The sequence below is a fragment of the Chromobacterium vaccinii genome (assembly GCF_000971335.1).
GTDB lineage: Bacteria > Pseudomonadota > Gammaproteobacteria > Burkholderiales > Chromobacteriaceae > Chromobacterium > Chromobacterium vaccinii.
Map to the genome: position 1 here is coordinate 1 of NZ_JZJL01000053.1, position 25,580 is coordinate 25,580.

At 67.0% G+C, this 25,580-nt stretch carries 26 protein-coding genes; 15 read left to right on the forward strand and 11 right to left on the reverse strand.

The window, feature by feature from the left end:
* On the reverse strand, positions 1–1,144 hold a 1,144-nt coding region (locus VL52_RS19680), incomplete at its 3' end, for an aminotransferase-like domain-containing protein (protein WP_046158637.1).
* Between the two features lie 4 nt (positions 1,145–1,148).
* Complete coding sequence (locus VL52_RS19685) at positions 1,149–1,478, reverse strand: DHCW motif cupin fold protein (protein WP_046158638.1); 330 nt, start codon at positions 1,476–1,478, stop codon at positions 1,149–1,151.
* 132 nt (positions 1,479–1,610) lie between these two features.
* On the opposite strand from VL52_RS19685, the gene VL52_RS19690 reads away from it, so the two are divergent.
* The 3 genes from VL52_RS19690 (at position 1,611) to VL52_RS19700 (ending at position 5,006) form a co-directional block, all read left to right on the forward strand.
* On the forward strand, positions 1,611–2,816 hold the full coding sequence (locus tag VL52_RS19690) for a benzoate/H(+) symporter BenE family transporter (RefSeq protein WP_046158639.1): 1,206 nt from the start codon (positions 1,611–1,613) through the stop codon (positions 2,814–2,816).
* A gap of 97 nt (positions 2,817–2,913) precedes the next feature.
* Entirely contained in the window at positions 2,914–4,302 is a 1,389-nt protein-coding gene (locus VL52_RS19695) for an aminopeptidase P family protein (RefSeq protein ID WP_046158640.1), read from the forward strand.
* Positions 4,303–4,505: 203 nt separating this feature from the next.
* Positions 4,506–5,006 (forward strand): DUF2867 domain-containing protein, encoded by a 501-nt coding sequence (locus VL52_RS19700; protein ID WP_052729426.1) that lies wholly within the window; start codon positions 4,506–4,508, stop codon positions 5,004–5,006.
* Positions 5,007–5,126: 120 nt separating this feature from the next.
* Here VL52_RS19700 and VL52_RS19705 read toward each other — a convergent pair whose 3' ends face one another.
* The 4 genes from VL52_RS19705 to VL52_RS19720 form a co-directional block, all read right to left on the reverse strand.
* Positions 5,127–5,315, reverse strand: a complete 189-nt coding sequence (locus tag VL52_RS19705) for a hypothetical protein (protein WP_046158641.1) — start codon at positions 5,313–5,315, stop codon at positions 5,127–5,129.
* Positions 5,316–5,571: 256 nt separating this feature from the next.
* Complete coding sequence (locus tag VL52_RS19710; protein WP_046158642.1) at positions 5,572–6,435, reverse strand: hypothetical protein; 864 nt, start codon at positions 6,433–6,435, stop codon at positions 5,572–5,574.
* Between the two features lie 223 nt (positions 6,436–6,658).
* Entirely contained in the window at positions 6,659–8,155 is a 1,497-nt protein-coding gene (gene rng, locus VL52_RS19715; protein WP_046158658.1) for a ribonuclease G, read from the reverse strand.
* A gap of 14 nt (positions 8,156–8,169) precedes the next feature.
* The gene (locus tag VL52_RS19720) at positions 8,170–8,766 is read right to left on the reverse strand and encodes a Maf family protein (RefSeq protein ID WP_046158643.1); all 597 of its coding nucleotides are present in this window, start codon (positions 8,764–8,766) and stop codon (positions 8,170–8,172) included.
* Between the two features lie 275 nt (positions 8,767–9,041).
* Between VL52_RS19720 and VL52_RS19725 the strand changes: the two genes are divergently transcribed.
* From VL52_RS19725 to VL52_RS19770, 10 genes are all read left to right on the forward strand, one after another.
* Positions 9,042–10,208, forward strand: coding sequence for a multidrug effflux MFS transporter (locus VL52_RS19725; RefSeq protein WP_046158644.1), 1,167 nt, complete (start codon positions 9,042–9,044; stop codon positions 10,206–10,208).
* 101 nt (positions 10,209–10,309) lie between these two features.
* Positions 10,310–11,098: a 16S rRNA (adenine(1518)-N(6)/adenine(1519)-N(6))-dimethyltransferase RsmA gene (gene rsmA, locus VL52_RS19730; RefSeq protein ID WP_046158645.1), complete on the forward strand. Its 789-nt coding sequence runs from the start codon at positions 10,310–10,312 to the stop codon at positions 11,096–11,098.
* Between the two features lie 157 nt (positions 11,099–11,255).
* Complete coding sequence (locus VL52_RS19735) at positions 11,256–12,164, forward strand: glutamate/aspartate ABC transporter substrate-binding protein (RefSeq protein WP_046158646.1); 909 nt, start codon at positions 11,256–11,258, stop codon at positions 12,162–12,164.
* 155 nt (positions 12,165–12,319) lie between these two features.
* Positions 12,320–13,060 carry an amino acid ABC transporter permease gene (locus tag VL52_RS19740; protein ID WP_046158647.1) on the forward strand — a complete coding sequence of 247 codons (741 nt, stop codon included), beginning with the start codon at positions 12,320–12,322 and terminating at the stop codon, positions 13,058–13,060.
* Complete coding sequence (locus VL52_RS19745) at positions 13,060–13,725, forward strand: amino acid ABC transporter permease (protein WP_046158659.1); 666 nt, start codon at positions 13,060–13,062, stop codon at positions 13,723–13,725. Before VL52_RS19740 ends, VL52_RS19745 begins: the two co-directional genes overlap by 1 nt.
* A 5-nt stretch (positions 13,726–13,730) precedes the next feature.
* Positions 13,731–14,465, forward strand: coding sequence for an amino acid ABC transporter ATP-binding protein (locus VL52_RS19750; RefSeq protein ID WP_046158648.1), 735 nt, complete (start codon positions 13,731–13,733; stop codon positions 14,463–14,465).
* Between the two features lie 269 nt (positions 14,466–14,734).
* Positions 14,735–15,475, forward strand: a complete 741-nt coding sequence (locus VL52_RS19755) for a substrate-binding periplasmic protein (protein WP_046158649.1) — start codon at positions 14,735–14,737, stop codon at positions 15,473–15,475.
* Positions 15,476–15,552: 77 nt separating this feature from the next.
* The gene (argH, locus tag VL52_RS19760) at positions 15,553–16,932 is read left to right on the forward strand and encodes an argininosuccinate lyase (RefSeq protein ID WP_046158650.1); all 1,380 of its coding nucleotides are present in this window, start codon (positions 15,553–15,555) and stop codon (positions 16,930–16,932) included.
* Between the two features lie 121 nt (positions 16,933–17,053).
* Positions 17,054–18,595, forward strand: a complete 1,542-nt coding sequence (locus tag VL52_RS19765) for an EAL domain-containing protein (RefSeq protein WP_046158651.1) — start codon at positions 17,054–17,056, stop codon at positions 18,593–18,595.
* An 81-nt stretch (positions 18,596–18,676) separates the two neighbouring features.
* Positions 18,677–19,372: an aspartate/glutamate racemase family protein gene (locus VL52_RS19770; RefSeq protein WP_052729427.1), complete on the forward strand. Its 696-nt coding sequence runs from the start codon at positions 18,677–18,679 to the stop codon at positions 19,370–19,372.
* Positions 19,373–19,378: 6 nt separating this feature from the next.
* On the opposite strand, the gene VL52_RS19775 is transcribed toward VL52_RS19770, so the two are convergent.
* Positions 19,379–20,290: an AraC family transcriptional regulator gene (locus VL52_RS19775; RefSeq protein WP_046158652.1), complete on the reverse strand. Its 912-nt coding sequence runs from the start codon at positions 20,288–20,290 to the stop codon at positions 19,379–19,381.
* 105 nt (positions 20,291–20,395) lie between these two features.
* On the opposite strand from VL52_RS19775, the gene VL52_RS19780 reads away from it, so the two are divergent.
* Entirely contained in the window at positions 20,396–21,406 is a 1,011-nt protein-coding gene (locus tag VL52_RS19780) for a zinc-dependent alcohol dehydrogenase family protein (RefSeq protein ID WP_082113847.1), read from the forward strand.
* A 142-nt stretch (positions 21,407–21,548) separates the two neighbouring features.
* Complete coding sequence (locus VL52_RS19785) at positions 21,549–22,316, forward strand: DeoR/GlpR family DNA-binding transcription regulator (protein WP_021478820.1); 768 nt, start codon at positions 21,549–21,551, stop codon at positions 22,314–22,316.
* A gap of 69 nt (positions 22,317–22,385) precedes the next feature.
* On the opposite strand, the gene ybgF is transcribed toward VL52_RS19785, so the two are convergent.
* The 4 genes from ybgF to tolA form a co-directional block, all read right to left on the reverse strand.
* Positions 22,386–23,126 carry a tol-pal system protein YbgF gene (gene ybgF / locus VL52_RS19790; RefSeq protein WP_046158654.1) on the reverse strand — a complete coding sequence of 247 codons (741 nt, stop codon included), beginning with the start codon at positions 23,124–23,126 and terminating at the stop codon, positions 22,386–22,388.
* A gap of 123 nt (positions 23,127–23,249) precedes the next feature.
* Positions 23,250–23,768, reverse strand: coding sequence for an OmpA family protein (locus VL52_RS19795; RefSeq protein WP_046158655.1), 519 nt, complete (start codon positions 23,766–23,768; stop codon positions 23,250–23,252).
* A 12-nt stretch (positions 23,769–23,780) separates the two neighbouring features.
* A complete protein-coding gene (gene tolB / locus VL52_RS19800; protein ID WP_046158656.1) occupies positions 23,781–25,067 on the reverse strand; it encodes a Tol-Pal system beta propeller repeat protein TolB in 1,287 nt (428 codons plus the stop codon).
* Positions 25,068–25,095: 28 nt separating this feature from the next.
* On the reverse strand, positions 25,096–25,580 hold a 485-nt coding region (gene tolA / locus VL52_RS19805; protein ID WP_144410339.1), incomplete at its 5' end, for a cell envelope integrity protein TolA.

Here is a 25,580-nt window from a genome sequence, read left to right on the forward strand (position 1 = left end):
TCGCCACCCGCTCCATCTGCTCGGCCAGCCGCGCGCGCAGCCGCTGCGAGATGCGCGCGTAGTCGCCGCTGGCCAGCAGGTCGGCCAGCGTGCCCAGCAGCAAGGCCGGGCTGACCAGGCTGCTGCTGGCGCGCAGCCGCTCCAGCGCCGCGTGGTGGCGGCCGCCGGACAGCCAGCCCAGCCGGAACGACGGCGCCAGGCTCTTGGTGAACGAGGCGCAGTAGATCACGTCGCCGTCGCGGTCCCAGGCTTTCAGCGGCGTCGGCCGGCGCTTGCCGAAGTACAGCTCGCCGAACACGTCGTCCTCGATGATGGATACGCCGTGGCGGCGCGCCAGCGCCAGCAGCCGCTTCTTGTTGTCGTCCGGCATCAGCGCGCCGGTGGGGTTCTGGTAGTTGGTCACCGTCACCAGGCAGCGCACCGGCGGGCCGTAGCGCAGCGCGAATTCCAGCGCCTCCAGCGACAGGCCGGCGTCGGGCGTGCACGGAATCTCGAGCGCCTTCAGCCCCAGCGCCGCCAGCGTCTGCAGCAGGCCGAAGTACACCGGCGTCTCCACCGCCACCGTGTCGCCGGGCCGGGTGAGGTGGCGCAGCGCCAGGCTGATGCCCTCGGTGATGCCGTTGCAGAACAGGATTTCGTCCGGCCGCACCGCCAGCTGCCAGGACGCCGCCATCTGCTGCAGCTTCAGGCACAGCCGCTCGTGCTGGGCGGCCGGCAGGTAGGCGCCGATCAGCTCCGGCTGCCGCAGCAGCGTCTGCTGCAGCCGCCGCGCCAGATCGGAGGCCGGATACAGGCTGTGGTGGGCCTCGGCCATGTGCAGCTGCACCGCCACGTCCGACGCCGACAGCGCCACCAGCTGCGACATGCGGCTGTCCACGTCCACCAGCGTGGCCGGCGACGGCAGCGCGCGGGCGGGAGGCTGGCCGTCTGCGCGGGCCGGCAAGGCGGCGTAGAAGCCGGCGCGCGGCCGCGCCACCACCCGCTGCTTCTGCTCCAGCCAGCGGTAGGCGGCCAGCGCGGTCAGGCTGTTGACGCCGTGGTGGGCGGCCAGCTGCCGCACCGAGGGCAGCTTGCCGCCGGGCGGGAATTCGCCGGCGTCCAGACGGGCCTGCAGCAGCCGGGCGATGTCCTGGTATTGCGGCATGGGCTTAGTCGACGATGAACAGCTTGGCGCCTTGCGGCGCGCGGGAGCGATGGGCCTCGGCCCGGTCCGCCACCTGGTAGCTCATGCCGGGCGTGAGGACGAAGACGCGGCCGTCGTCCAGCTCGGTGTGCAGCTCGCCCTCCAGGCACAGCAGGATGTGGCCCTTCTCGCACCAGTGGTCGGCCTGGTAGCCGGCCGTGTACTCCACCATCCGCACCCGGATGTCGCGGAACTGGCGGCTGCGCCAGTACGCGCGGCCCTGTTCGCCGGGATGCTCGGCGGCGGGGACGTCCGCCCAGTCGGTGACGCCGAAGGGGATGCCGGTCAGCTGCATGCGGGGCTCCTGAGGATGGCTGTTATATAGAACAGATGCGGTCCAGCATAAACTGTTTGGCGCGCTTGTGGGAGTCCGCGGCGCGCAGGCCGTGGCACGCTGGCGACATTGGTTTTCATCAGGAGAGTCGCCATGTGGCAAACCTTGCGGCGCGACGCCGCCCCTTCCACCCTGCTGGCCGCCGTTCTGGCCCTGCTGGTCGGCTTTTCCGGGCCGTTTCTGATCATCGTCCACGCCGCCCAGTCGGCCGGGCTGTCGCAGGGGCAGCTGGCGTCCTGGGTGTGGGCGGTTTCCATCGGCTCCGGCGCGGCCGGCCTGTGGCTGAGCCTGCGCTGGAAAACGCCGGTGATCGCCGCCTGGAGCACGCCGGGCGCGGCGCTGCTGCTGGCCGCCCTGCCCGGCGTGCCGTATCCGGAGGCGGTGGGGGCCTTCCTCGCCGCCGCCGCCATCGTCACGCTGGTGGGCGTCAGCGGCTTGTTCGACCGCCTGATGGCGCTGTTCCCGCCAGCGCTGGCGGCGGCCTTGCTGGCCGGCATCCTGTTTCATTTCGTCGGCGAAGTGGTGGCCGAGGCGACGGGCCATCTGGGCCTGGTGCTGGCGATGGCGGCGTTGTTCTTCATCGGCCGCCGCTGGTTTCCCCGTTGGGCGCTGCTGGCCGCCATCGCGGCCGGCGCGGCCTTGTCCGCCGGCGAGCTGCATGCGCCGGCGGCTGCGTCTTTGCATGCCGTCGCCGCGCCGTTGTTCACCTGGCCGGCCTGGTCGTGGTCCGCTTTCGTCAACCTGGCCCTGCCGCTGGCGCTGCTGGCGCTGACCAGCCAGTTCCTGCCCGGCATGGCGGTGCTGCGCGCCTTCGGCTACGAGGTGCCGGCGCGCTCGCCGGTGACCGCGCTGGGCCTGGCGTCGATGCTCACCGCGCCGTTCGGCGGCCATGGCGTGACGCTGGCCGCCATCATCGCCGCCATCTGCACCGGGCCGGAAGCGCACCCGGACCGCAGTCGCCGTTACGTAGCGGGCGTGTTCTGCGGGCTGATCTACATCGTCATGGGCGTGATGGGCGGCGCGCTGGCGGCGCTGGCGCTGGCCTTGCCCAAGCCCTTATTGGTGACGGCGGCCGGCCTGGCGCTGTTCGGCACGCTGGCGTCGTCGCTGGGCGCGGCGCTGGCCGATGCCGAGCATAGGGAATCGGCGCTGCTCACCTTCGTGGTGGCGGCTTCCGGCGTCAGCTTCGCCGGCCTGGGCGCGCCGCTGTGGGCGATGCTGGCCGGCGGCCTGCTGTGTCGGCTGCTGAGCCCGGTCAAACCCGCGCCGGAAAAGGCCGTGGAGGTGCCCGCGCGCTGAGGCGGCGGCTGGCCGGCGGGGGCCGCGCGTGATAACTTAGGCGGTTGAATATACCCGCAGCGGCGCCTCCCGCCGGCATGCGGCAAAAGGAGAAAACATGTTCGCCCCTTCCGTCTACGCCCAGCGCCGCGCCGGCCTGCAAGCGTCCGGCCTGTCCGGCCTGCTGCTGTTCGTCGGCAACGTCGACTCGCCGATGAACTACCACGACAACACCCTGCCCTTCGTGCAGGACTCCAGCTTCCGCTACTTCTTCGGCCTGAACGAGCCCGGCCTGGCCGGCGCGATCGACGCCGACAGCGGCGAGGCGACGCTGTTCGGCAATGATCCAGACGTGGCCGACATCGTCTGGACCGGCCCGCTGCCGTCCCTGGCCGAGCGCGCCGCCAAAGTCTCGCTCTCGCGCAGCCGCCCGTACGCCGAGCTGGCGCAAGCGGTGGCCGAGGCCCGCGCCGCCGGCCGCCCGGTGCGCTACTTGGCGCCGTACCGCGGCGAGACGCTGATCGAGATGGGCCGCCTGCTGGACGCGCACCCGGCCAAGGTGAAGGAAGGCTTCTGTCCCGAGCTGACCCGCGCGGTGGTGGCGCTGCGCGAGATCAAGGGCGAGGAAGAGATCGCCGAGATGGAAGCCGCGCTGGGCGTCACCCACGCCATGCACATCGCCGCGATGCAGAACGCCAAGCCCGGCGTGGTGGAATACCAGGTGGTGGGCATCATGGAAGGCATCATGCGCCGCCACGACTGGCAGCTGGCCTACCCGTCCATCTTCTCCAAGCGCGGCGAAGTGCTGCACAACCACCACCACGACCACGTGCTGCAGCAGGGCGACCTGGTGCTGAACGACACCGGCTGCGCCAGCGGCGGCGGCTACGCCAGCGACATCACCCGCACCTTCCCGGTGGGCGGCAAGTTCTCCACCCGCCAGCGCGAGCTGTACGACATCGTGCTGGAGATGCAGGAGGCCGCCATCGCCGCGGTCAAGCCGGGTGTCAAATACCAGGACATCCACAAGCTGTCCGCCGCCGTGATGGTGGAGCGGATGGCCGCGCTGGGCTTCTTCCAGGGCGACGTGGACGCCATCGTCGAATCCGGCGCCTACGCCATCGCCTTCCCGCACGGCCTGGGGCACCAGATCGGCATGGACGTGCACGACATGGAAGCGCTGGGCGAAGACCTGGTGGGCTACGGCGACGGCACCGAGCGCAGCAAGCTGTTCGGCCTGGGCTACCTGCGCCTGGGCAAGACGCTGAAGGCCGGCATGGCGCTGACCGTGGAGCCGGGCGTCTACTTCATCCCGGCGCTGATCGAAGCCTGGGAGAAGGAAGGCCGCCACAGCCAGTACATCAACTACGCCAAGTTCCGCGAATACGCCGACTTCGGCGGCATCCGCATCGAGGACAACGTGCTGGTGACCTCGGACGGCAGCCGCGTGCTGGGCGAGCCGATCCCGAAGACGGTGGACGAAGTGGAAGCGGTGATGGCCGTATAAGCCAGCTGGTCCCGCATCGAGAAACGCCCCGCCCGCGCGGGGCGTTTTCGCATCCGCCGCCCGGATTGACCAGCCGGCCGCGGCGGCGACACAATGACGACAGTCTATTTCGCGCCGATCCGCATGACCTTTCCGCCGCAGCCCGGCCCGCGCGCCGGACCCTGCCAGACCAAGCGGCAAGCATCGTTCCCAGGGAGACACCGATGACCATCCAGCCTGATTTTTCCGCCATCCCGCTGCTGGCCGACGCCGCCAGCCGCTATCCCTGGCAGGATTGCCGCAGCCGGCCGCTGCAGTCCGGCGCGCCGGCGGCCGACGCCGCCAGCCTGCTGCGCGCCTTCTCCGCGGCGATGCCGCCCTGGGCCCGCGCGCTGATGTGGCTGCGCGACCGGCTGGTATCGCCGCTGGGCCTGAAAACCGCCCAGACAGCCTCTTCTTCCGTTGAGCCTTTTCATATCGGCCAGCATCTGGGCGTGTTTGCCGTGCTGCACCTGGGCGAGCGCGACGCGGTGCTGGGCGAGGACGACCGCCATCTGGATTTCCGAGTGGTTTTGCAGTGCCAGGCGGGCCGTTTGCAGGTGAGCACGCTGGTGCGGCCGCACAATTGGTTGGGGAGGACGTATCTGGCGGCGGTGACGCCGTTTCATCATTTGATCGTGGCGGCAAGCATGAGGAGGATGGTGGAAGCGCTTGGAAGGGGATAATCCGTAGGGTGCGTCCCCCCGCAGGGGCGACGCGCCCTACCCGCACAGCCCCCTTGCCTGCTCGGCGGGCAGCCCCGCCATGAAAATCAATCATCCGCGAAGCGGATTGCATCGCAGATATCACTTCTTTGGATTGGCGCTGTCTGCCTTATCAATCAAATTCATCGCCGCCAGAGCGGCATTCTCGATATTCCGGCGCGAGAAGCTGTCCAGCCGGCACGCTCTCAACACCTCCTGCTCATCTCGATAAAAATCCATCAACTCCAGCTTGCTTTGATTGCGGAGAAAGTCTTCCCAATGCTGGACCAAGAACTGGTCCCGCGAGTTGTTCTACTGCTCGCAATTGGCGGCGACGCTGTTCGCGCTGGCTGCGGCGGCTATGAGCGCGGCGACGATGACGGTGATTGATTTCATGGTGCGCTCCTTGTCGAACAGGCGATGCCCTGATCCATCTGCATTGAGTTCGAGCGGCTAAGCGCCGCTAACCAAGCCCCTGATCCTGCGCTGCGCTTTCTTTGTCGGCTAAGAAAAACGGCGCGTCCGACATTCGCGGCCTGATCTTCAGCTAGGCATACCGGAGGTCAACCGTGCCGCTGGCATTCACCACGGCAGCCTGGCCGCACTCGCTGACGATGGTCGCGTTAGACCACGTTACCGATGCGGGGCCTGTTTTTGTGTGAACCGAGATATCGGAAAACGTGGTTTTGCTTGTCGCCGGATAGTCGCTGCATTGAGAAATGTTGTATGCCTCCAGGGTCTCATTGCACCATTTGAGTTCAGGCACGTTTTGCACCGGCAGCCTGGTTCCCGCCACGCCCTCGAACTCGCATACATAGCTGAATGTCCCATCCTGGCTGTCCGCGAGGGAGATGAGTCCGACAAGGCGCTCTCCAACGTCAACCCGCATCAGGTCTGTGTGATAAGCGTGTCCATCTCCCGCGACATACCAGCTCGAGATAGACCAGAATGGCCCTCCGCCGGCGCCAGACCGTCCCCACTGCAACACGGGTTGCAGGATGCTGGACGATACGTTCATCGGGTCAATGCCGTTGAAAAGGAAAATCGTCTGCTGCCCTTGCGTTGTTGGCTCGGGGGGTACTTCCCAGCTTGTCTTGAAGGCTGTGATAGGGGAGCCCGTTTCATTCATCCAAAACGTGTAACAAATCCAACCCCGGCCAAAGGCCGGAACCTCTCCAGGCAGCACCATCTCTTCTTTTAGGATTCGAAACTCGTTCGTGCGCATGTTTCGCAGGCGCTTTGACGTTGCGCTGTGATGCACTTCGTGGTCGCAGTCGACATGGTGGACAAGCGAAGGGTGCCGGAACCCTCCAGGCGTCAGGATAAGGCTTTGGCGCTTGGCGATGCGATGAACCTGCGCGGCATCCACCGGCCCGCCGGGCGCTAGATTCTGATTCAAATCACTGGGCATGATGCACTCCATTCTGTCCAGGAGCCGCGCTGATCGAGTCGGGCGGCGCGATGTTATGCCAGGCTTCCGCGTATCCTTCCTATCAACTTATCCACAGCAACCGGCAAAGTCCACTTTTATCCACAGTCCATGGCTGCGCATCGTCGCCGCGCAAAACAAAACGGGCAAGGCGCCATCGCCATTGCCCGTTCTCTTTCTCCACGCCGCGCGGGTGGACGTTAGATCACAACAACACCACGTCGAACTGCTCCTGGGTATAGCTGGACTCCACCGACAGCGACACCGGCTTGCCGATGAAATCCACCAGCATCGCCAGGCTCTGCGACTCCTCGTCCAGGAACATGTCGATCACCGACTGCGCCGCCAGGATGCGGTAGCTCTTGGCGTCGTATTGCCGCGCCTCGCGCACGATCTCGCGCTGGATCTCGTAACACACCGTCTGCGCGGTCTTGATCTCGCCGCGGCCCTGGCAGGTGGGGCAGGGTTCGCACAGGATGTGGGCCAGGCTCTCGCGGGTGCGCTTGCGGGTGATTTCCACCAGGCCCAGGCTGGTGAAGCCGTTCAGCGTCACCCGGGTGCGGTCGCGCGCCATCGCCTTGGCCAGCTCGGCCAGCACCGCCGCCTGGTGCTCGTCGTTGTCCATGTCGATGAAATCGACGATGACGATGCCGCCCAGATTGCGCAGCCGCAGCTGGCGGGCGATCACCTGGGTGGCTTCCAGATTGGTCTTGAAGATGGTTTCGTCGAAGTTGCGGTTGCCGACGAAGCCGCCGGTGTTGACGTCTATCGTCGTCATCGCCTCGGTCTGGTCGACGATCAGATAGCCGCCGAACTTCAGGTTGACGCGGCGGGCCAGCGCCTTTTCGATCTCGGCCTCGATGCCGTGCATCTCGAACAGCGGCCGCTCGCCGGCGTAGCGCTCGATCTTGTCGACGGCGATCTGCACGTACTGTTCGGCGAACTCCACCATGCGGCCGTAGTTCTCGTTGGAGTCCACCAGCACCTTGTCGGTGTAGCCGCTGACCATGTCGCGCAGCACCCGCACCGCCAGCGGCAGGTCGTCGTACAGCAGGCTCTGAGCCGGCAGCGTCTGCGACTTCTGCTTGATGTCGGACCACAGCTTGGACAGGTATTCGATGTCGGCGGCCAATTCGTCGTCGCGGGCGGTCTCGGCGCTGGTGCGGATGATGTAGCCCCTGGGGCTGCCGGCGGGCAGCAGCTTTTCCAGCCGCGCCTTCAGGCTGTGGCGCTCGGCGTCGCTTTCAATCTTCTGCGACACGCCGATGTGCTCTTCCTGCGGCAGGTGCACCAGAAAGCGGCCGGCCAGCGAGATCTGCGTCGACAGCCGCGCGCCCTTGGTGCCGATCGGGTCCTTGATCACCTGCACCAGCACGGTCTGGCCTTCAAACAGCATCTTCTCGATGCGCTGCGGCTCGGTGGGGTGCTGGCGCTGTTCCAGCACGTCGGCGATGTGCAGGAAGGCGGCGCGCTCCAGGCCGATCTCGATGAAGGCGCTCTGCATGCCCGGCAGCACGCGCTTCACCTGGCCCAGATAGATGTTGCCGACGATGCCGCGGCTGGCGGCGCGTTCCACGTGCAGTTCCTGGACGATGCCTTCCTCCAGCACCGCGACGCGGGTTTCCTGCGGGGTGATGTTGACCAGGATCTGTTCTTGCGGCCGCGGCAGGTCGCGCGGCAGGGGTATCGATTGATGCAGCATGGCGCCCTCCCGGCTCATGGCAATTCGAAGCCGAACTCGGCCAGGAGCAACGCGGTTTCGTGCACCGGCAGGCCCATCACGCCGGTGTAGCTGCCTTCTATATGTTCGATGAACACGCCGGCCTTGCCCTGGATGCCGTAGGCGCCGGCTTTGTCGAACGGCTCGCCGCTGGCTATATAGCGCTCGATCTCGGCGTCGGACAGGGGTTTGAAGAACACGTCGGTGACCGAGGTCTTTACGAGCAGCTTGCCGCCGTCGCGCACGGCGACGCTGGTGATGGCCTGATGGCTGCGGCCGGAGAAGGCGCGCAGCATGCGGCGGGCGTCGTCGGCGTTTTCCGGCTTGCCGAAGATCTCGCCGTCCTGGGTCACCGTGGTGTCGGCGGCCAGCAGCGGGCGCTCTGGCAGGCCGCAGGAGGAGACCACGCGCCAGCCGGCTTCGGCCTTCTCGCGCGCCAGCCGCTCGGTGTAGGCGACGGCGTCTTCGCCCGGCCGCACCGTCTCGTCGATGTCGGCATGGATGCGTTCCAGATGCAGGCCCAGCTGTTCCAGTATCTCGCGGCGGCGCGGGCTGCCGGAGGCCAGGTATATTCGGGTGTCATTGGTGCTCATGTCAGGCTGCTCGTTTGTTCTTGGGCTGCCGCCTAGGTTACCAGAGCGGCCCCGAGGCAACCATCTCCGCGGCGCGGCGGGCCGCGGCCGGCGCGGATTCTGCCTTTCGATTCAAGGCCTTGCGGCGGCGGGGATTTGGTGAACGATTGTAATCTCCCGGCTGCATGCCGATCCGCCGATATGCCATTGATTTTTAAAGATGATAATTTTATGCCAATTGGAGATATGGGCAGGGTTTGATAAACTGTCGACTTTCGCCCTTCGAAGCACGCGTCATGCCGCATTCCAGCCTTGCCGTCCGCCAGTCGAATCCGGCCACCGCCGCCGCCATCCTGCTGATTCTGTTCAACCCCTTGGGCGTGGATTTGTACCTGGCCGCGCTGCCGGCGCTGCAGCGCCATTTCCAGGCCGATGTGTCGGCCAGCATCAGCGTGTTCGTGTTCTGTCTGGGCCTGGGCCAGCTCTTGTTCGGCCCGCTGGCCGACCGCGCCGGCCGCCGCCCGGTGGCGCTGGGCGGCCTGCTGGCCTACGCGCTGGGCTCGGCGCTGGCCAGCCTCAGCGATTCGATGGGCAGCTTCATGCTGGCGCGGATGCTGCAGGGCCTGGGCGCCAGCGCCAGCTCGGTGTGCGCGTTCACCATCATCCGCGACTGTTTCTCCGGCAACGCGGCGGCGCAGCGCTACAGCATGCTCAACGGCGCGCTCAATATCGTGCCGGCGCTGGCGCCGGCGCTGGGCGGGGTGCTGACCGAGCTGTACGGCTGGCAGTCCTGTTTCCTGTTCCTGGCGGTGTCGGCGCTGGCCGCGCTGGGGCTGCTGGCGCGGCTGATGCCGGAAACGCGGCCGGAACGGGTGGAGCACGCTGGCGGGCCGGGCTTTCTGCAGGTGCTGCGCCATCCGGCGCTGCTGCGCAACGGCGCCTGCAGCAGCACCGCGCTGGGCCTGATCGTCAGCTACGTGACGCTGGCGCCGACGGTGCTGATCGAGCGCGGCGGGCTGTCCGCGGCCACCTTCGGCCTGCTGTTCGGCGCCAACGCGCTGCTGATCATGGCGGCCAGCTTCATCGGTCTGGGCCTGATCGGCCGGCTGGGGCCGCGCCGGGTATTGAAGACGGGCCTGGCGATCATGCTGGCGGCCGGCGCGTTGCTGCCGGCGCTGGCGCATCAGCCCGGCGCCTGGCATTACATGCTGCCGATCGCGGTGCTGAGCGTGGGCTTCGCCTTCACGCTGGGCCCGGCGGCGGGCATGGCGATGGCGCCGTTCGCGGAGTCGGCCGGCCGCGCGGCGGCGCTGCTGGGCTGCGCGCAGATGCTGTTCGCCTCGGCCTTGTCGGCGCTGCTGGCCGCGCTGCCGGTGGCGGGCGAACTGGCGCTGGGTGGCGCGGTGATCGCGCTGTCGCTGGGCTGCCTGGCGCTGCAATGGCGCATGCCGGCGCGGGGCTGAGGCGCGTTTTGGGCCGCCGCCGGCGGCCAACTGCCTGAATCGCTTGGGACATTTGCCGCCGCGCGAGTACAATCGCGGCTGTTCCCAAGATTGGCAGATTCATGAGCAAGCACATACCGCGCAAGCGTTTCGGGCAGAACTTCCTGCAGGACGCCAGCGTCATCGCCGGCATCGTCCACGCGGTCAATCCGCAGCCGGACGACATCGTGATCGAAATCGGCCCCGGCCTGGGCGCCATCACCAAGCCGCTGCTGTCGCGGCTGAAGCACCTGCACGTGGTGGAAATCGACCGCGACATCATCGAGCGCCTGCGCGCCGAGCATCCGGCCGACAAGCTGACCATCCACGGCGGCGACGCGCTGGCATTCGACTTCGCCTCGGTCAGCGAGGTGCCGCTGAAGATCGTCGGCAACCTGCCGTACAACATCTCCACGCCGCTGCTGTTCCACCTGGCCACTTACGGCAACCGGGTGCTGGACATGCACTTCATGCTGCAAAAGGAAGTGATCGAGCGGATGGTGGCCGAGCCCTCCACCGCCGACTACGGCCGGCTGTCGGTGATGCTGCAGTACCGCTTCTACATGGAGAACATCCTGTTCGTGCCGCCAGAAGCGTTCTGGCCGCCGCCGAAGGTGGATTCCGCCGTGGTGCGGATGATGCCGGCGCCGGGCCGCTGCGGCGTCGCCCGCGACGAGGCGCTGCTGGAGAAGCTGGTGATCCAGGCTTTCGCCCAGCGCCGCAAGACGCTGCGCAACAACCTGAAGGGCCTGGCCGACGTGGCCGATCTGGAAGCGCTGGGGATCGATCCCGGCCTGCGCCCGGAGAACCTGCGGGTGGAGGACTACGTCCGTCTGGCGAACCATTTGTCCGACAAGGGCGCGCGCGGCTGAGCGCGCTCCGCGGCTTGGCGTGGCTTCCCGTTGCGCTAAGTTCTGACACAAACAAAAAATAACAGCATACTGTCAGACAATCACTAAAAAGAAGATCATGGCGCCGCGACAGCGGCGCCGCTTTACCCCGCAAAGAGAGTCTATAAGGAGAAACCTCATGCGCATTCGCACCTCCGTCGTCGCTGGATGTACGCTGGCCGCCATGGCCACCCTCGCCGCGCTGCCCGCAGGCGCGGCCGAGCTGACCGGCACCCTGAAGAAGATCAAGGATTCCGGCGTGATCGTGCTGGGCAACCGCGACTCTTCCATTCCCTTCTCGTACTACGACAACAACCAGAAGCCGATCGGCTACTCGGTGGACCTCGCCAATAAAGTGGTGGACGAGGTGAAGAAGGAGCTGAAGATGCCGAACCTGCAGGTGAAATACAATCTGGTCACCTCGCAGACCCGCATCCCGCTGGTGCAGAACGGCACCGTCGACCTGGAGTGCGGCTCCACCACCAATAACGCCGAGCGCGGCAAGCAGGTGGCGTTCTCGGTCGGCATCTTCGAGATCGGCACCCGTCTGCTCACCGCCAAGACCTCCGGCGTCAAGGACTTCCCGGACCTGAAGGGCAAGAACGTGGTCACCACCGCCGGCACCACGTCCGAGCGCCTGATCAAGGCGATGAACGCCAGCAAGAACATGGGCATGAACGTGATCTCGGCCAAGGACCACGGCGAATCGTTCCTGATGCTGGAATCCGGCCGCGCCGCCGCCTTCATGATGGACGACGCGCTCTTGTACGGCGAAATGGCCAAGGCCAAGAACCCGGCCAACTGGGTCGTCACCGGCAAGTCGCAGTCCTACGAGATCTACGGCTGCATGCTGCGCAAGGAGGATCCGGCGTTCAAGAAGGTGGTGGACACCGCGCTGGAGAAGACCTTCAAGTCCGGCGAGGTGAACAAGATCTACGCCCGCTGGTTCACCAGCCCGGTGCCGCCCAAGGGCCTGAACCTCAACTTCCCGATGTCCGACGAACTGAAGGCGCTGTTGGCCAAGCCGACCGACAAGCCGGCCGAGTGACGCGGACGGGCCGCGTCCGCGGCCCTCGCCCTGAAGTTTGTGACGCGAGCCGCCCGTTTTCGCGGGCGGCGGCTTGATCCTGCGCGGCCGGAATCCGGCCGCAGGGGCATCGATCGCCGCGCCGTCTTCCCGACGCGCGGCTGGGAGTGCTTGCAATGAATTATCACTGGGACTGGGGAGTCTTCTTCAAACCCACCGGTGTCGGTAGCGAGATCTATCTAAGCTGGTTCGCCAGCGGGCTGGGCTGGACGCTGGCGGTGTCGCTCAGCGGCTGGATCATCGCCCTGTTGCTGGGCATCGCGGTCGGGGTGGCGCGCACGGCGCCCAATCGCTGGATCGCCGGCCTGGCGACCGTCTACGTCGAGCTGTTCCGCAATGTGCCGCTCTTGGTGCAGCTGTTCGTCTGGTACTTCCTGGTGCCGGACCTGCTGCCGGAGGGCGCGCAGGTCTGGTTCAAGCAGGACCTGTCGCCGACCACCTCGCAGTTCCTGTCGGTGGTGGTGTGCCTGGGCCTGTTCACCGCGGCCCGGGTGGCGGAGCAGGTGCGCACCGGCATCGAGGCGCTGCCGCGCGGCCAGCGCAACGCGGCGATGGCGGTGGGCTTCTCGCTCGGCCAGACTTACCGCCACGTGCTGCTGCCGCAGGCGATGCGCATCATCATCCCGCCTTTGACCAGCGAATTCCTGAACATCATCAAGAACTCGTCGGTGGCGTCGCTGATCGGCCTGGCCGAGCTGCTGGCGCAGACCAAGCAGACCGCCGAGTTTTCCGCCAACCTGTTCGAGGCCTTCACCCTGGCCACGGTCATCTACTTCACGCTCAACATGAGTTTGATGCTGATGATGAACGCGCTGGAGAAGAAACTCAGGGTGCCCGGCATGATGGGAGGCAAATGATGGATTTCAGCCAAATCGTTCCGGCGCTGCCGGGCCTGAGCCAAGGCATGCTGCTGACGCTGAAGATGCTGGCCGGCGGCGTGGCGGGCGGCGTGCTGCTCGGCATCCTGCTGGCGCTGGCGCGCCTGTCCAGCAACAAGGTGTTGTCGGGCTTCGCCACCGCCTACATCTATTACTTCCGCTCCATTCCGCTGCTGCTGGTGATCTCCTGGTTCTACCTGGCGGTGCCGATGCTGCTGAACTGGATCACTGGCAATCTGGAGCCGGTGGGGGCGTTCACCTCCTGCCTGGTGGCTTTCGTGATGTTCGAGGCGGCCTATTTCGCCGAGATCGTCCGCGCCGGCATCCAGGCGATACCGAAGGGCCAGCCCAATGCCGCCTACGCGCTGGGCATGCGCTACCACCAGGTGATGGGATTGATCGTGCTGCCGCAGGCGCTGCGCAAGATGCTGCCGCTGCTCTTGCAGCAGTCCATCATCCTGTTCCAGGACACCTCTCTGGTATACGCTGTCGGCTTGATGGATTTCCTCAACACCGCCCGCTCCAAGGGCGACATCGTCGGCCTGCCGCACGAATTCCTGATATTCGCCGGCATGGTCTACTTCCTGATCAGTTTCGGCGCCTCCCGCCTGGTGAAGCGCCTGCAACAAAGGTTGGCTGTATGACTGCAATGATTTCGCTGAACAAGGTCAGCAAATGGTATGGCGCCTTCCAGGTGCTGACCGACTGCACCACCCAGGTCGCCAAGGGCGAGGTGGTGGTGGTGTGCGGGCCGTCCGGCTCCGGCAAGTCCACCCTGATCAAGTGCGTGAACGCGCTGGAGCCGTTCCAGCAGGGCGAGATCGTCGTCGACGGCATCTCGGTCGGCGATCCGAAAACCGACCTGCCCAAGCTGCGTAGCCGCGTCGGCATGGTGTTCCAGCACTTCGAGCTGTTCCCGCATCTGACCATCACCGAGAACCTGGCCATCGCCCAGATCAAGGTGCTGGGCCGCAGCCGGGACGAGGCGATGGCCAAGGGCCTGAAGCTGCTGGACCGCGTCGGCCTCAGGGCGCACGCCGACAAGCATCCCGGCCAGCTGTCCGGCGGCCAGCAGCAGCGGGTGGCTATCGCCCGCGCGCTGGCGATGGACCCGATCGCGATGTTGTTCGACGAGCCGACCAGCGCGCTGGACCCGGAAATGATCAACGAGGTGCTGGACGTGATGACCGAGCTGGCGCACGAGGGCATGACCATGATGTGCGTGACCCACGAGATGGGCTTCGCCCGCCGCGTGGCCGACCGGGTGATCTTCATGGACCAGGGCCGCATCGTCGAGGATTGCGCCAAGGACGAGTTTTTCGGCGACCTGGACGCCCGCAGTGAGCGCGCGCGCCAGTTCCTGTCCAAGATCCTGCAGCACTGAGCCGCTGCGGAGTCCAGTTGGCGAAGGCCCGGCATGCCGGGCCTTTTTCGCGTCCGGATCATATCTATGTTGCCAGAGTGGTATTTTTCGCAAGCCGCCGCCGGCTAGAGCGGCGGCGGCGGTTCCCGCTTTCCGATCAATGGCTTGTCGCCACCGGCCTTGCCGACTGGATGGCGTTTTCGCAACAGCGGCGGGGAGCGCGGTCGACAAATGCGCAGCGCATGTCGCTTAGGGGATAGCATTGCTGAAAACATCTCCAAGCAAATGCCGTGAAGAAACTGATCGTCCTGCTGTTGTTTTGCCTGGCGTTCGAGCCGGCGCTGGCGGATGCGCGCGAGCTGGTGCTGGCCTACAACGTGTTCGAGCCGTGGAAAAAACTGGATGCGCGCGGGGAGCCGGCCGGACCGTACACCGAGATCGTGCGCGAGCTGGCGCGGCGGCTGCGCCTGCCGCTGCGCTTTCTGTATTGCCCGCTGTCGCGCTGCCTGGCGGCGATGCAGCAGGGACGGGCCGACCTGATGATAGGCGTGCGGCCCACGCCGGAGCGGTCGCGCTATCTGGATTTCCTGATGCCGCCCTTCGCCAACAGCAACCATCTGGTGTTTTACCAGCGCAGCGGCGACGCGCGCGCGCTGGCCCGCTACGACGATCTGCTGCCGCTGACGGTCGGCGTGTCGGAGGGCGTGAGCTACGAGGCGGGCTTCGACCGCGACGCCCGCATCCGCCGCGACGCCAGCCCCGGCATGGAGTCCGGTTTTCGCAAACTGGCGGCCGGCCGCGTAGACGCCTTGATCGTAAACGCGAGCCAGGGCGCGGCGCTGGCCGCGCGGCCCGAGTTCGCCGGCCGGGTGAAGCGGGCCGCGCTGACGCTGGATGACCGCCATCCCAACCGGCTGGCGCTGGCGCGGCGCTCGCCGCTCCATCCGCGCAAGGCGGACCTTGAACAGGCCTTGCGCGGCATGGTGGTCGACGGCGCCGTCGCCCGCGTCCTTGCGGCTGCCGGACGGTAGGACAAATCCGCGCTGGCCGTGGGCGGTTGCGGCTGGCATAGTAGGGTTTTCGCACCCTCACCGCAGGACGCTACGCCATGCAAGACCAACACGCCTGGTCCGGCCGTTTTTCCGAGCCGGTTTCCGAACTCGTCAAGCACTACACCGCCTCCATCGGTTTCGATTACCGACTGGCCGAGGTGGACATCGAAGGCTCGCTCGCCCACGCCGCGATGCTGAACCGATCGGGCGTGCTGTCCGACGCCGACCTGGAGTCGATCCGACGAGGCATGGCGGACATCCGCGACGAGATCCGCGCCGGCAAGCTTGAGTGGAGCATGGACCTCGAAGACGTGCACATGAACATCGAGCGCCGTCTGACCGACCGCATCGGCGACGCCGGCAAGCGCCTGCACACCGGCCGCAGCCGCAACGACCAGGTGGCCACCGACATCCGGCTGTGGCTGCGCGGCGAGATCGACGCCACCGTCCATCTGTTCGGCGAACTGCAGAAGAGCCTGCTGGACCTGGCCGAGCAGCACGCCGACACCGTGATGCCGGGCTTCACCCACCTGCAGGTGGCGCAGCCGGTCACTTTCGGCCACCACCTGCTGGCCTATGTGGAGATGCTGGCGCGCGACGCCGAGCGGATGCAGGACTGCCGCAAGCGCGTCAACCGGCTGCCCTTGGGCGCGGCGGCGCTGGCCGGCACCACCTATCCGATAGACCGCCATTACACCGCCCAGCTGCTGGGCTTCGACGACGTTTGCCACAACTCGCTGGACGCGGTGTCCGACCGCGACTTCGCCATCGAATTCACCGCCGCGGCCTCGCTGGCGATGATCCACCTGTCGCGGTTGTCGGAAGAGCTGATCCTGTGGATGAGCCCGCGCGTCGGCTTCATCGACATCGCCGACCGCTTCTGCACCGGCTCGTCCATCATGCCGCAGAAGAAGAACCCGGACGTGCCGGAGCTGGTGCGCGGCAAATCCGGCCGCGTCGTCGGCCACCTGATCGCGCTGATCACATTGATGAAGGCCCAGCCCTTGGCCTACAACAAGGATAATCAGGAGGATAAGGAACCGCTGTTCGACACGGTGGACACGCTGCAGACCACGCTGCGCATCTACGCCGACATGATGCGCGGCGTGACGGTGAAGCCGGAGGCGATGCGCGCGGCGGTGCTGCAGGGCTACGCCACCGCCACCGACCTGGCCGACTACCTGGTCAAGAAGGGCCTGCCCTTCCGCGACAGCCACGAGGTGGTGGCGCTGGCGGTGCGCCATGCCGAAGGCCTGGGCGTGGATCTCGCCGACCTGCCGCTGGCCAAGCTGCGCGAGTTCTCGGCGCTGATCGAGGACGACGTGTTCGGCGTGTTGACGCCGGAGGGCAGCCTGGCGCAGCGCGACCATGTCGGCGGCACCGCGCCGGCCCAGGTGAAGGCGCAGATCGCCCGCCACCGCGGCCGTCTGAGCTAAGCCGCCCGGCTCGCGCGCGAACCCTCCTGCGGGAGGGTTTATTTTTTGGTTTAAAATAAGACTATTATTTAAAACCAATTATCAATTCCGCATACGGCGGAATTGCACGCGCGGAGAGTCGATGAATCCCCTGCAGCCACGCCGTCGCCATCGCCTGTCCCATTTGATGTTCGCCCTGCTGGTGGCGGCCATGCCGTTTGCGGCCACCGTGCCCGCGCTGCTGTGGCAGGAGCGGCAGGATCTCCAGGCTTCCGTGCGGCAGCAGGTGGACCAGGGGCTGCAACTGGTGGACGGCATCCTCGACCAGGCCGACGAGGCCGCGCGCATCCTGCTGCCCTTGGCCGGAGGATCGTGCGACAAGGCCGTCTATTTCTTGCGCCGCCAGGTGGCGGTCGCGCCTTTCGTGCGCAGCACCGTGCTGCTGGACGGCGATAACGTCTATTGCTCGTCGCTGAGCGGCAGCACCCGCTGGGCGATGCCGGCGCGCGGCTTCGTGCAAGGCAGGATGCAGCTGCTGTCCGGCAACGCGATCACGCCCAACGTGCCGCTGCTGTATTACCGGCTCAATCGCGGCGGCGACGCGGCGGTGGCGACGGTTGACGGACGCTATCTACAGCTGGCCTTGCAGGACGTCAGCGACCGCATCCTGGTGTTTCTGCAGGTGGGAGACCACTGGCTGGGGCCGCGCCGTTACGGCGAAGGGACGATGCCCGCGCGCGGGCAGGTGGAGGAAATCCGCCACTCCAGCCGCTATCCGTTCACCGTGCGCTCAAGCTATGACGTGCCGGTGTGGTACCGGCATCTTTGGTCGCATCATGCGCCGCTGACCGTGATCCTGCTGCTGTTGGGCCTGTCGGCCGGCGCGACGCTGTACTGGCTGCTGGGCCGCCCCGCCTCCTTCACCGACGAATTGCGGCGGGCGCTGGCCAACGACGAGTTCGAAGGCTATCTGCAGCCCATCGTGAAGCCCGGCCTGCCGGACTGGCGCGGCGCCGAGGTGCTGATGCGCTGGCGGCATCCGCGCGAGGGGCTGATCCGGCCCGACCTGTTCATCCCGCGCGCCGAAGAGAGCGGGCTGATCGTCGAGATGACGCGGCGGATGATGGACGCCGTGCTGGCCAAGCTGGCCAAGCTGCCGCTGGCGCCGGACTTCCACCTGGGCGTTAACATCAGCCGCGCCCATCTGCAGGAAGGCGGCCTGTACGATGACTGCCGTCGCTGGGCTGGCCTGCTGGCCGAAAGCGGCGCGGTGCTGACGCTGGAGCTGACCGAGCGCGAAATGGTGGCGATCACGCCCGAGGTGGAGGCGCTGTTCCGCCGCCTGGACGCGCTGGGCGTCCGGGTGGCGCTGGATGATTTCGGCACCGGCCACTCCAGCCTGGTGTATTTGCAGCAGCTGACGGTGGGCGGCTTGAAGATCGATCAGAGCTTCGTCGCCGGCATCGGCAGCGACGGCCTGTCCGGACATATCGTCGACAGCGTGGCCGAACTGGCGGCCAAGCTGGGCCTGGCGACGGTGGCCGAGGGGGTGGAGACCGCCGAGCAGTTCGACTACCTCAGCCGCCTGGGCGTGAACTGGCTGCAAGGCTTCTACATCGCCCGGCCGATGCCGCTGGACGAGTTTGTCCGCCGCGTTCGCCAGGGCGGCACCTGGCAGCGCTGAGCGGCGTTGCGGCCGGCATGCCGCATGGGTAGACTGGCCGACTCCGCGCCGGCTGTCGGCGCGCTTTTCCACGCAGAAGCCATGAACGCGAAAACCATAGGCATTGCCGGCGTCACCGTGCCCGGCACCGTAGACTGCCTGTCCAAGATCCACCGCCTGTGCGCGGACCGCTTTCCCCATCACCATCATCCGCGCTTCGCGCTGGACCAGCCGGATTTCGGCGTGGTGCACCAGGCCCAGGATGACGACCGTTGGGATCTGGTCGCAGATTCCATCGTCGGCTCGCTCACGCGGCTGGCCGGCGCCGGCGCGGAACTGGCGGTGATCCCGGCCAACACCGTGCATTTGGCAGTGGACGACATCCGCGCCCGTTCGCCCATTCCATTGATCAGCATCCTCGACGTTGTGGCCGACGCTTGCGCGGCGCGGGGCCTGAAACGGGTGGCGATACTGGGCACCCGCTGGACCATGGCGCGCCGCCTGTACCAGGCGCCGCTGGCCGCGCGCGGCATCGAGGAGGTGATTCCCGACGAAGCCCAGCAGGCGGCGATCCAGCGCGCCATCTTCGAAGAGCTGGTGCCCACCGGCCGCGCCAGCGCAGCCACGCTGGCGGCGCTGCTGGAAGTGGTGGCCGCGATGAAGGTGCTGGGCTGCGACGGCGTGGCGCTTGCCTGCACCGAGCTGCCGCTGGTGTTGAACGACGCCAACTGCGGCGTGCCGGCGATCGACACCACCCTGGTCCTGGCCGAGGCCGCGTTGGCGGCCGCCTGCGCGTAGCGCCGCTTAGCTCGCGCCTGCCGCGCGGCGGTATTCGCCCGGCGGCAGGCCGGTCAGCCGCTTGAACGCGCGCTGGAAGGCGGCGTCGCTGTCGTAGCCGACTCGCGCCGCCACTTCCGCCAGGGGAAGCCGGCTTTCCCGCAGCAGCGTCCGGGCGCGCTGAATGCGCCAGCCGGTCAGATGATTCAGCGGCGTATCGCCCACTCGGGCGCGGAAATGGCGGGCGAAGGCCGAGCGCGACATGCCGGCGCGCGCCGCCATGCTCTCCAGCGTCCACGGCGCGGCCAGGTCGGAGTGGACGGCCTGCAATAGCGGCGACAGCCGGCGGTCGGCCAACGCCCCCAGCCAGCCGTCGCCTTGGCCGGACAGGCAGTGGATGCGCAGCGCCTCGATCAGCAGCACGTCCACCAGTTTCTGCACCACCAGCCGCGAACCCAGCGCCGGGGCGGCGTTCTCGCGCGCGATCATCTCCAGCGCCGCCCGCAGCAGCCGCGCCCGCTCCGCGTCCAGCCGAAGGTGCAGCACCGGCGGCAGCAGGTCCATCAAGGGCGCGCCGGCGGCGGCGTCGAACACGAAGCGGCCGGAAACGATGCCGGTCTCCTCGCCGTCGCCGCCGAAGCGGATCACGCCGTCGCAGCGGCCGGCGAACACCGTCTCGCATGGCGGCGTCTCCCGGCCGGCCTCGTCCATCAGGCGGAAGCGCTGGCCGCCGCTGACGATGAACAGGTCGCCGGCCGCCAGCGGCAGCGGCTGATCCAGGCCCGCGCCGTCAAGCAGGCAGCGGCCGTGGGCGACGATGCCGAAGCGCGCCGACACCTGGTGGGCGAAGTCTATGCCCCACGGCGCGCGCGCTTCCAGCCGCGCGTACAGCGCGCTCTCCACCCGCATCGCGGCGAAGATGTCTTCCAGCAGGTCCATGGTGAAATCCGGTACGAAAGGTGAAAAAACGGGTACGGCCAATCATTCATCATCCCGGCGTGGCGCGGCAAGATGTCCCGGTGATTTTTATCCAAGGATATCCCGATGCAAAGCTACCGTTTTTCCCGTTTCGGCTCGCTGGACCACCTGGCGCGCCATGACGAGCCGATGCCGACGCCCGGCCGCGGCGAAGCGCTGGTGCGGGTGCGCGCCAGTTCGTTGAACTACCGCGACCTGGCGCTGTTGAGCGGCCAGTATCCGATGAGCTGGCGCGATGGGCTGGTTCCCCTGTCCGACGGCGCGGGCGAGATCGTCGCGCTGGGCGAGGGCTGCAACCGTTTCCAGCCGGGCGACCGGGTGTGCAACACCTTCTTCCCGCAATGGTTCGGCGGCCCCTTTCCGCCGGCGGAGGCGGCGCGCCAGTACGGCAGCAACCAGGATGGCTGGCTGTGCGAATACAAGGTGGTGAGCGAGGAGGCGCTGGTCCGCGTGCCGGATCACCTGGGCTGGGCCGAAGCGGCGACGCTGCCGTGCGCGGCGCAGACCGCCTGGACCGCGTTGACCGGCCCGCAACCGGTCAAGGCCGGCGACACGGTACTGGTGCAGGGATCGGGCGGCGTGTCGCTGTTCGCCTTGCAGCTGGCCAAGGCGATGGGCGCGCGGGTGATCGCCACCACCTCCGGCGCGGACAAGGCGGCTAGGCTGAAGGCGCTGGGCGCGGACGAGGCGATCGATTACCTCGCCGAGCCGGAGTGGGGCGCGCGGGCGCGCGAGCTGAACGGCGGCTTGGGCGTGGACCTGGTGGTCGAGGTGGGCGGCAAGGGCACGCTGGAGCAGTCGCTGGCGGCGGTGGCGCCGGGCGGCGAGATCGCGGTGATCGGCTTTCTGGCCGACGGCGCGGCGGAGCTGGACTTCATGCGCTACTTCCTCAGCGGGGCCACGCTGCGCCGCATCGCGGTCGGCCACCGCGAGGGGATGGAAGCGATGCTGCGGGCCATCGCCCGGCATCAGTTGCGGCCGGTGGTGGACCGGGTGTTCCCGTTCGGCGACGCGCGCGCGGCCTGGGAGCATTTCCTCGCCCGCCGCCATTTCGGCAAGGTGGCCATCGTCCACTGAGGCCGGCGCGGCCGCCGTTGTGGCGGCCAGACGCCGCCGGCTTCGCAAACAGGCGGAAAGCCCGGGAAATTTGCGGTTCGCATTTGCTATCGGGGGGAAAAATATGTTACTAAAGTAACGTGATTTTCGATTCCGAATAGTTATGAGCCGCTCTCCACGACACGACAAAATCCTGCAGCTGGTTCGCGAAAACGGCTTCATGCCCATCGAAGAGCTGGCCCGCCTGCTTGATGTCACACCGCAGACGATACGGCGCGACATCAACCAGCTGTGCGAGGCCAATCTGCTTCGCCGCTACCACGGCGGAGCCGCGCTCGGGAACAGCGTGGAGAACGAGGACTATTTTGCTCGCAAAGGAAAGTTTCAGAGCGAAAAGGCCCATATCGCCGACATGATCGCGCGCAGCATCCCCGATCACGCCTCGCTGTTCATGAGCATAGGCACCACCATCGAGGCGGTGGCGCAGGCGCTGACGGCCACCCACAAGGGGCTGCGCGTCATCACCAACAACATCCACGTCGCCTCCATCATGTCCACCAACCCGGACTTCACCGCGATGATCACCTCCGGCACCGTGCGCGCGTCGGACGGCGGCATCACCGGCGTGGCGACGCTGGACTTCATCAACCAGTTCAAGGTGGACTACGCGATCATCGGCGTGTCCGGCATCGAGACCGACGGCTCGCTGCTGGATTTCGACTACCGCGAGGTGCGCGTCGCCCAGGCGATGATGAACAACGCCCGCCACCGCTACCTGGCCGCCGACCACAGCAAGTTCGGCCGCAACGCGCTGGTGCGCATGGGCCACATCAGCGAGTTCCACACCGTGTTCACCGACGCCACGCCGCCGGAGCCGGTGGCCAAGCTGTTGGAAGAGCACAACGTCAGGCTGGTGTTGTCCGAGGCCTGACAGCCATGAAAAAAGGGCGCCGCGCGGCACCCTTTTCCTTTGCCGGCGCGGCCGCGCCGGATGCTTTCCTTACATCCTGGCCAGCGCCTGCTTGGCCTTTTGCGCGGCGTCGGTCTTCGGGTACAGCTTGATCAGGCGGCGGTAGGTATTCTTCGCCTGATCCACCTGGCCCAGGTCGCGCTGGCAGTTGCCGATATTGCGCAGCGCGTCCGGCGCGAAATGGTTGTTCGGGTATTGCTCGACGAAGCGGCGGTGGATGTCGATGGCGGCGTCGTACTGGCGCAGCGCGGTGTGGGCGACGCCCAGCCAGTAGTTGGCCTCGGCCGCTTGCGGCGCCTGCGGGTTCTGCTGGATGAACAGCGACAGCGCGTTGATCGCGTTGGGGAAGTCGCGCGCGCGCAGGAGATTCAGCGCCTTGTCGTAGTCGGGACTGGCCTGGCTGTCGCCGGCGGCGGCTTGCTGGGCGGCGGGCTGCGAGGCGTCGCGCTTGCCGGGCGCGCCTTCAAGATGCGACAGGCGGCCGTCCAGATCGTTGTACAGATCGTTCTGGCGCTTCTGGGTGGTTTGCAGATTGTAGTTCAGCACTTCGACGTCGCCGCGTAGCTTGGCGACCTCGGCCTTCAGGGCGTCGACCTGGCTGACCATCTCCAGCAGCTTCTCATTGGACAGCTTGCTTTCCACCGCGCTGATGCGGGTGGACGCCTGCTGGTTCACCTGCGCCAGTTGGCGGCGGGTCTCCTCCAGGTCGCTGGTGCTGGCGCAGCCGTTCAGGATCAACAGCAGGGCGCTACTGATGGCGATGCGTTTCATGGGCGTTCCGATGGATGAAGATTGCCGGACATCATAACGGTTCGGCCGCCGTTTGGCAGCCGCCCGCGGATATCCGGCAGGGCGAGGACGGCGGGCGGCCGGGAAGCCGCCCGCGCCAGGCGCTTACTGGCCCTGGTAGACGATGTCGGCGCGGCGGTTTTCCGCGTAGTCGGCGTCGCTGTGGCCGGTGGCCTTGGGCTTTTCCTTGCCGAAGCTGACGGCTTCCAGCTGGCTTTCCTTCACGCCCAGCACTTCCATCGCGTGCTTGACGCTCTCGGCGCGGCGCTGGCCCAGGGCCAGGTTGTATTCGCGGCTGCCGCGGGCGTCGGTGTTGCCCTGGATGATCACTTTCTTGTCGTGACCCTTCAGGTAATCGGAGTGGTTGGCGACGGTGTTCTTGCCTTCGCCGTCGACGGCGGAGGAGTCGAAGGCGAAGTACACGCTGCGCTTGGCCAGCGGGCTGCTCGGATCATTCAGCGGATCGACCGCTACCTGGCTTTGTTCGCTGCCCGAGCTCACCGGGGCCTGGGTGGTCGGCGCTTGGGTGACCGGAGCTGCCGGGGTTTCGGCCGGCTTGGTGCTGGCGCAGGCGGCGAGCAGGGTGGCGACGGCGGTGGCGAGTGCGAGTTGCTTCAGGTTCATTGTTGGCTCCCATCAAGGATTATTGAACGGACCCCATGCCGGGTCCTGAACATCACCGTTGAGCACGGCCAGTTTCACCTTGCTGCTGCCGTCGGCGGTGGCCGCGTACAGCACGCTCTGTCCGCCGGCGTCGCTGGAATACAGCACCATGCGGCCATTGGGCGCGAAGCTGGGGCGCTCACTGTAACTACCGTCTGACAACTGCCGGCTGTCATTAGTTGCCAGATCTTGCGACATCACACGGAAATTGCCGGCTGAACGGCGAATATAGACCAGGGTCTTGCCGTCCGGCGACAATTTGGGCGAAACATTGTAATTGCCCTCCCAGGTGACGCGCTGCGCGTCGCCGCCGTTCACCGGCACCCGGTAGATCTGCGGGTTGCCGCTACGGTCGGAGACGAAGTAGACCATGGAGCCGTCCGGGCTGAAGGCCGGCTCGGTGTCGATGCCGCCGTTGTACATCAGGCGGCGCGCGGAGCCGCCTGCGGCGTTGATGATGTAGATCTGCGAGTTGCCGCTGGTGGTCAGCACCACGGCCAGTTTGCTGCCGTCCGGGCTCCAGGCCGGGGCGGAGTTGCTGCCCTTGAAGTTGGCCACCGCGCGGCGCTGGCCGGTGGCCAGATCCTGCACCCATACCACCGGCTTCTGGCTGGCGAAGGAGACATAGGCGATATAGCGGCCGTCTGGGCTCCAGCTGGGCGAGATGATGGGTTCGGTGGAGCGCAGGATGGTCTGGCTGCGCTGGCCGTCGACGTCGGAAATCTGCAGCGCGAAGTTGCGGCCGGATTTCAGCACGTAGGCGAGGCGGGTGTTGAAGAAGCCCTTCTGGCCGGTGATCGCCTCATAGATCATGTCGGCGATCGCGTGCGCCACCTGGCGGCTGCGGTCCGGCGTCACGGTGAATTCGCCGCCGGTCAGCTGCTTGCGCTGCGACGCGTCCATCAGCCGGAAGCTGATCTTGATCTGGCCGCCGCCGGCGTTTTCCACCTTGCCGATGGCCAGAGACTGCGCGCCGGCGGCCTGCCACAGCGGATAGCGGATGTCGGCAGGCTCGAACGGGACGTTGGCGACGGCCGACGGATCGATCAGGCGGAAGGCGCCGGACAGCGCCAGATCGTTGCGGATCACCGGCGTCAGGTTGCCCTGGGTCGGTCCCTCGTCCTTGAACGGCAGCACGGAGATGGCGTGGCGGCTGGCGCCGCCGCCTACGATTTCGATGTTCAGTTCGGCGTGGGCGCTGCCGGCGGCCAGCATCGCCGCCACCAGCATGCCCCGCAGCAGGGCTTTCAAACTCGGCATGGCTTCCTCGGGGCTTGGTCCCGCCCGCTCAGCGCGGACGGAAGGTCAGGGTAAACGTGCGGTAGCCGTCGTTGAAGTTGGCTCCCGCCGGCAGTTTGGGGAAGGTCTTGGCCTCCCACACCGCGCGTTGCACGGCATCATCATAGGCCGGAACGCCGCTGCTTTTCACCAACTGCACCGCGCGCACCTCCAGCGTCGGCAGCAGCGTGACGCGGACCACCGCCGCCGGATTGCCGGCGATGCCTGGCGGAACCTGCACCAGCGGCGTCACCTTGGCCTTGACCAGGTCTATCCAGCCGGCGTTGACGCCGGAGCCGTTCACCGCGCCGCCGGCCACGCCGTGCTTGCTGCCCGCCTGGTCGCTGCGCGCGTTGGGCTTGCCGCTGGTGCGCGCGCTGTCCAGGCTGGAGAGCAGGTCGTCGGCCTCGTTGTTGTAGGCCTTGGCGGTCTTGTGGCCGGGCTTGGCCGCCGGCGGGGTCTGGGCCTTGGCCTCTTTCTTGTCCGGCGCTTTTT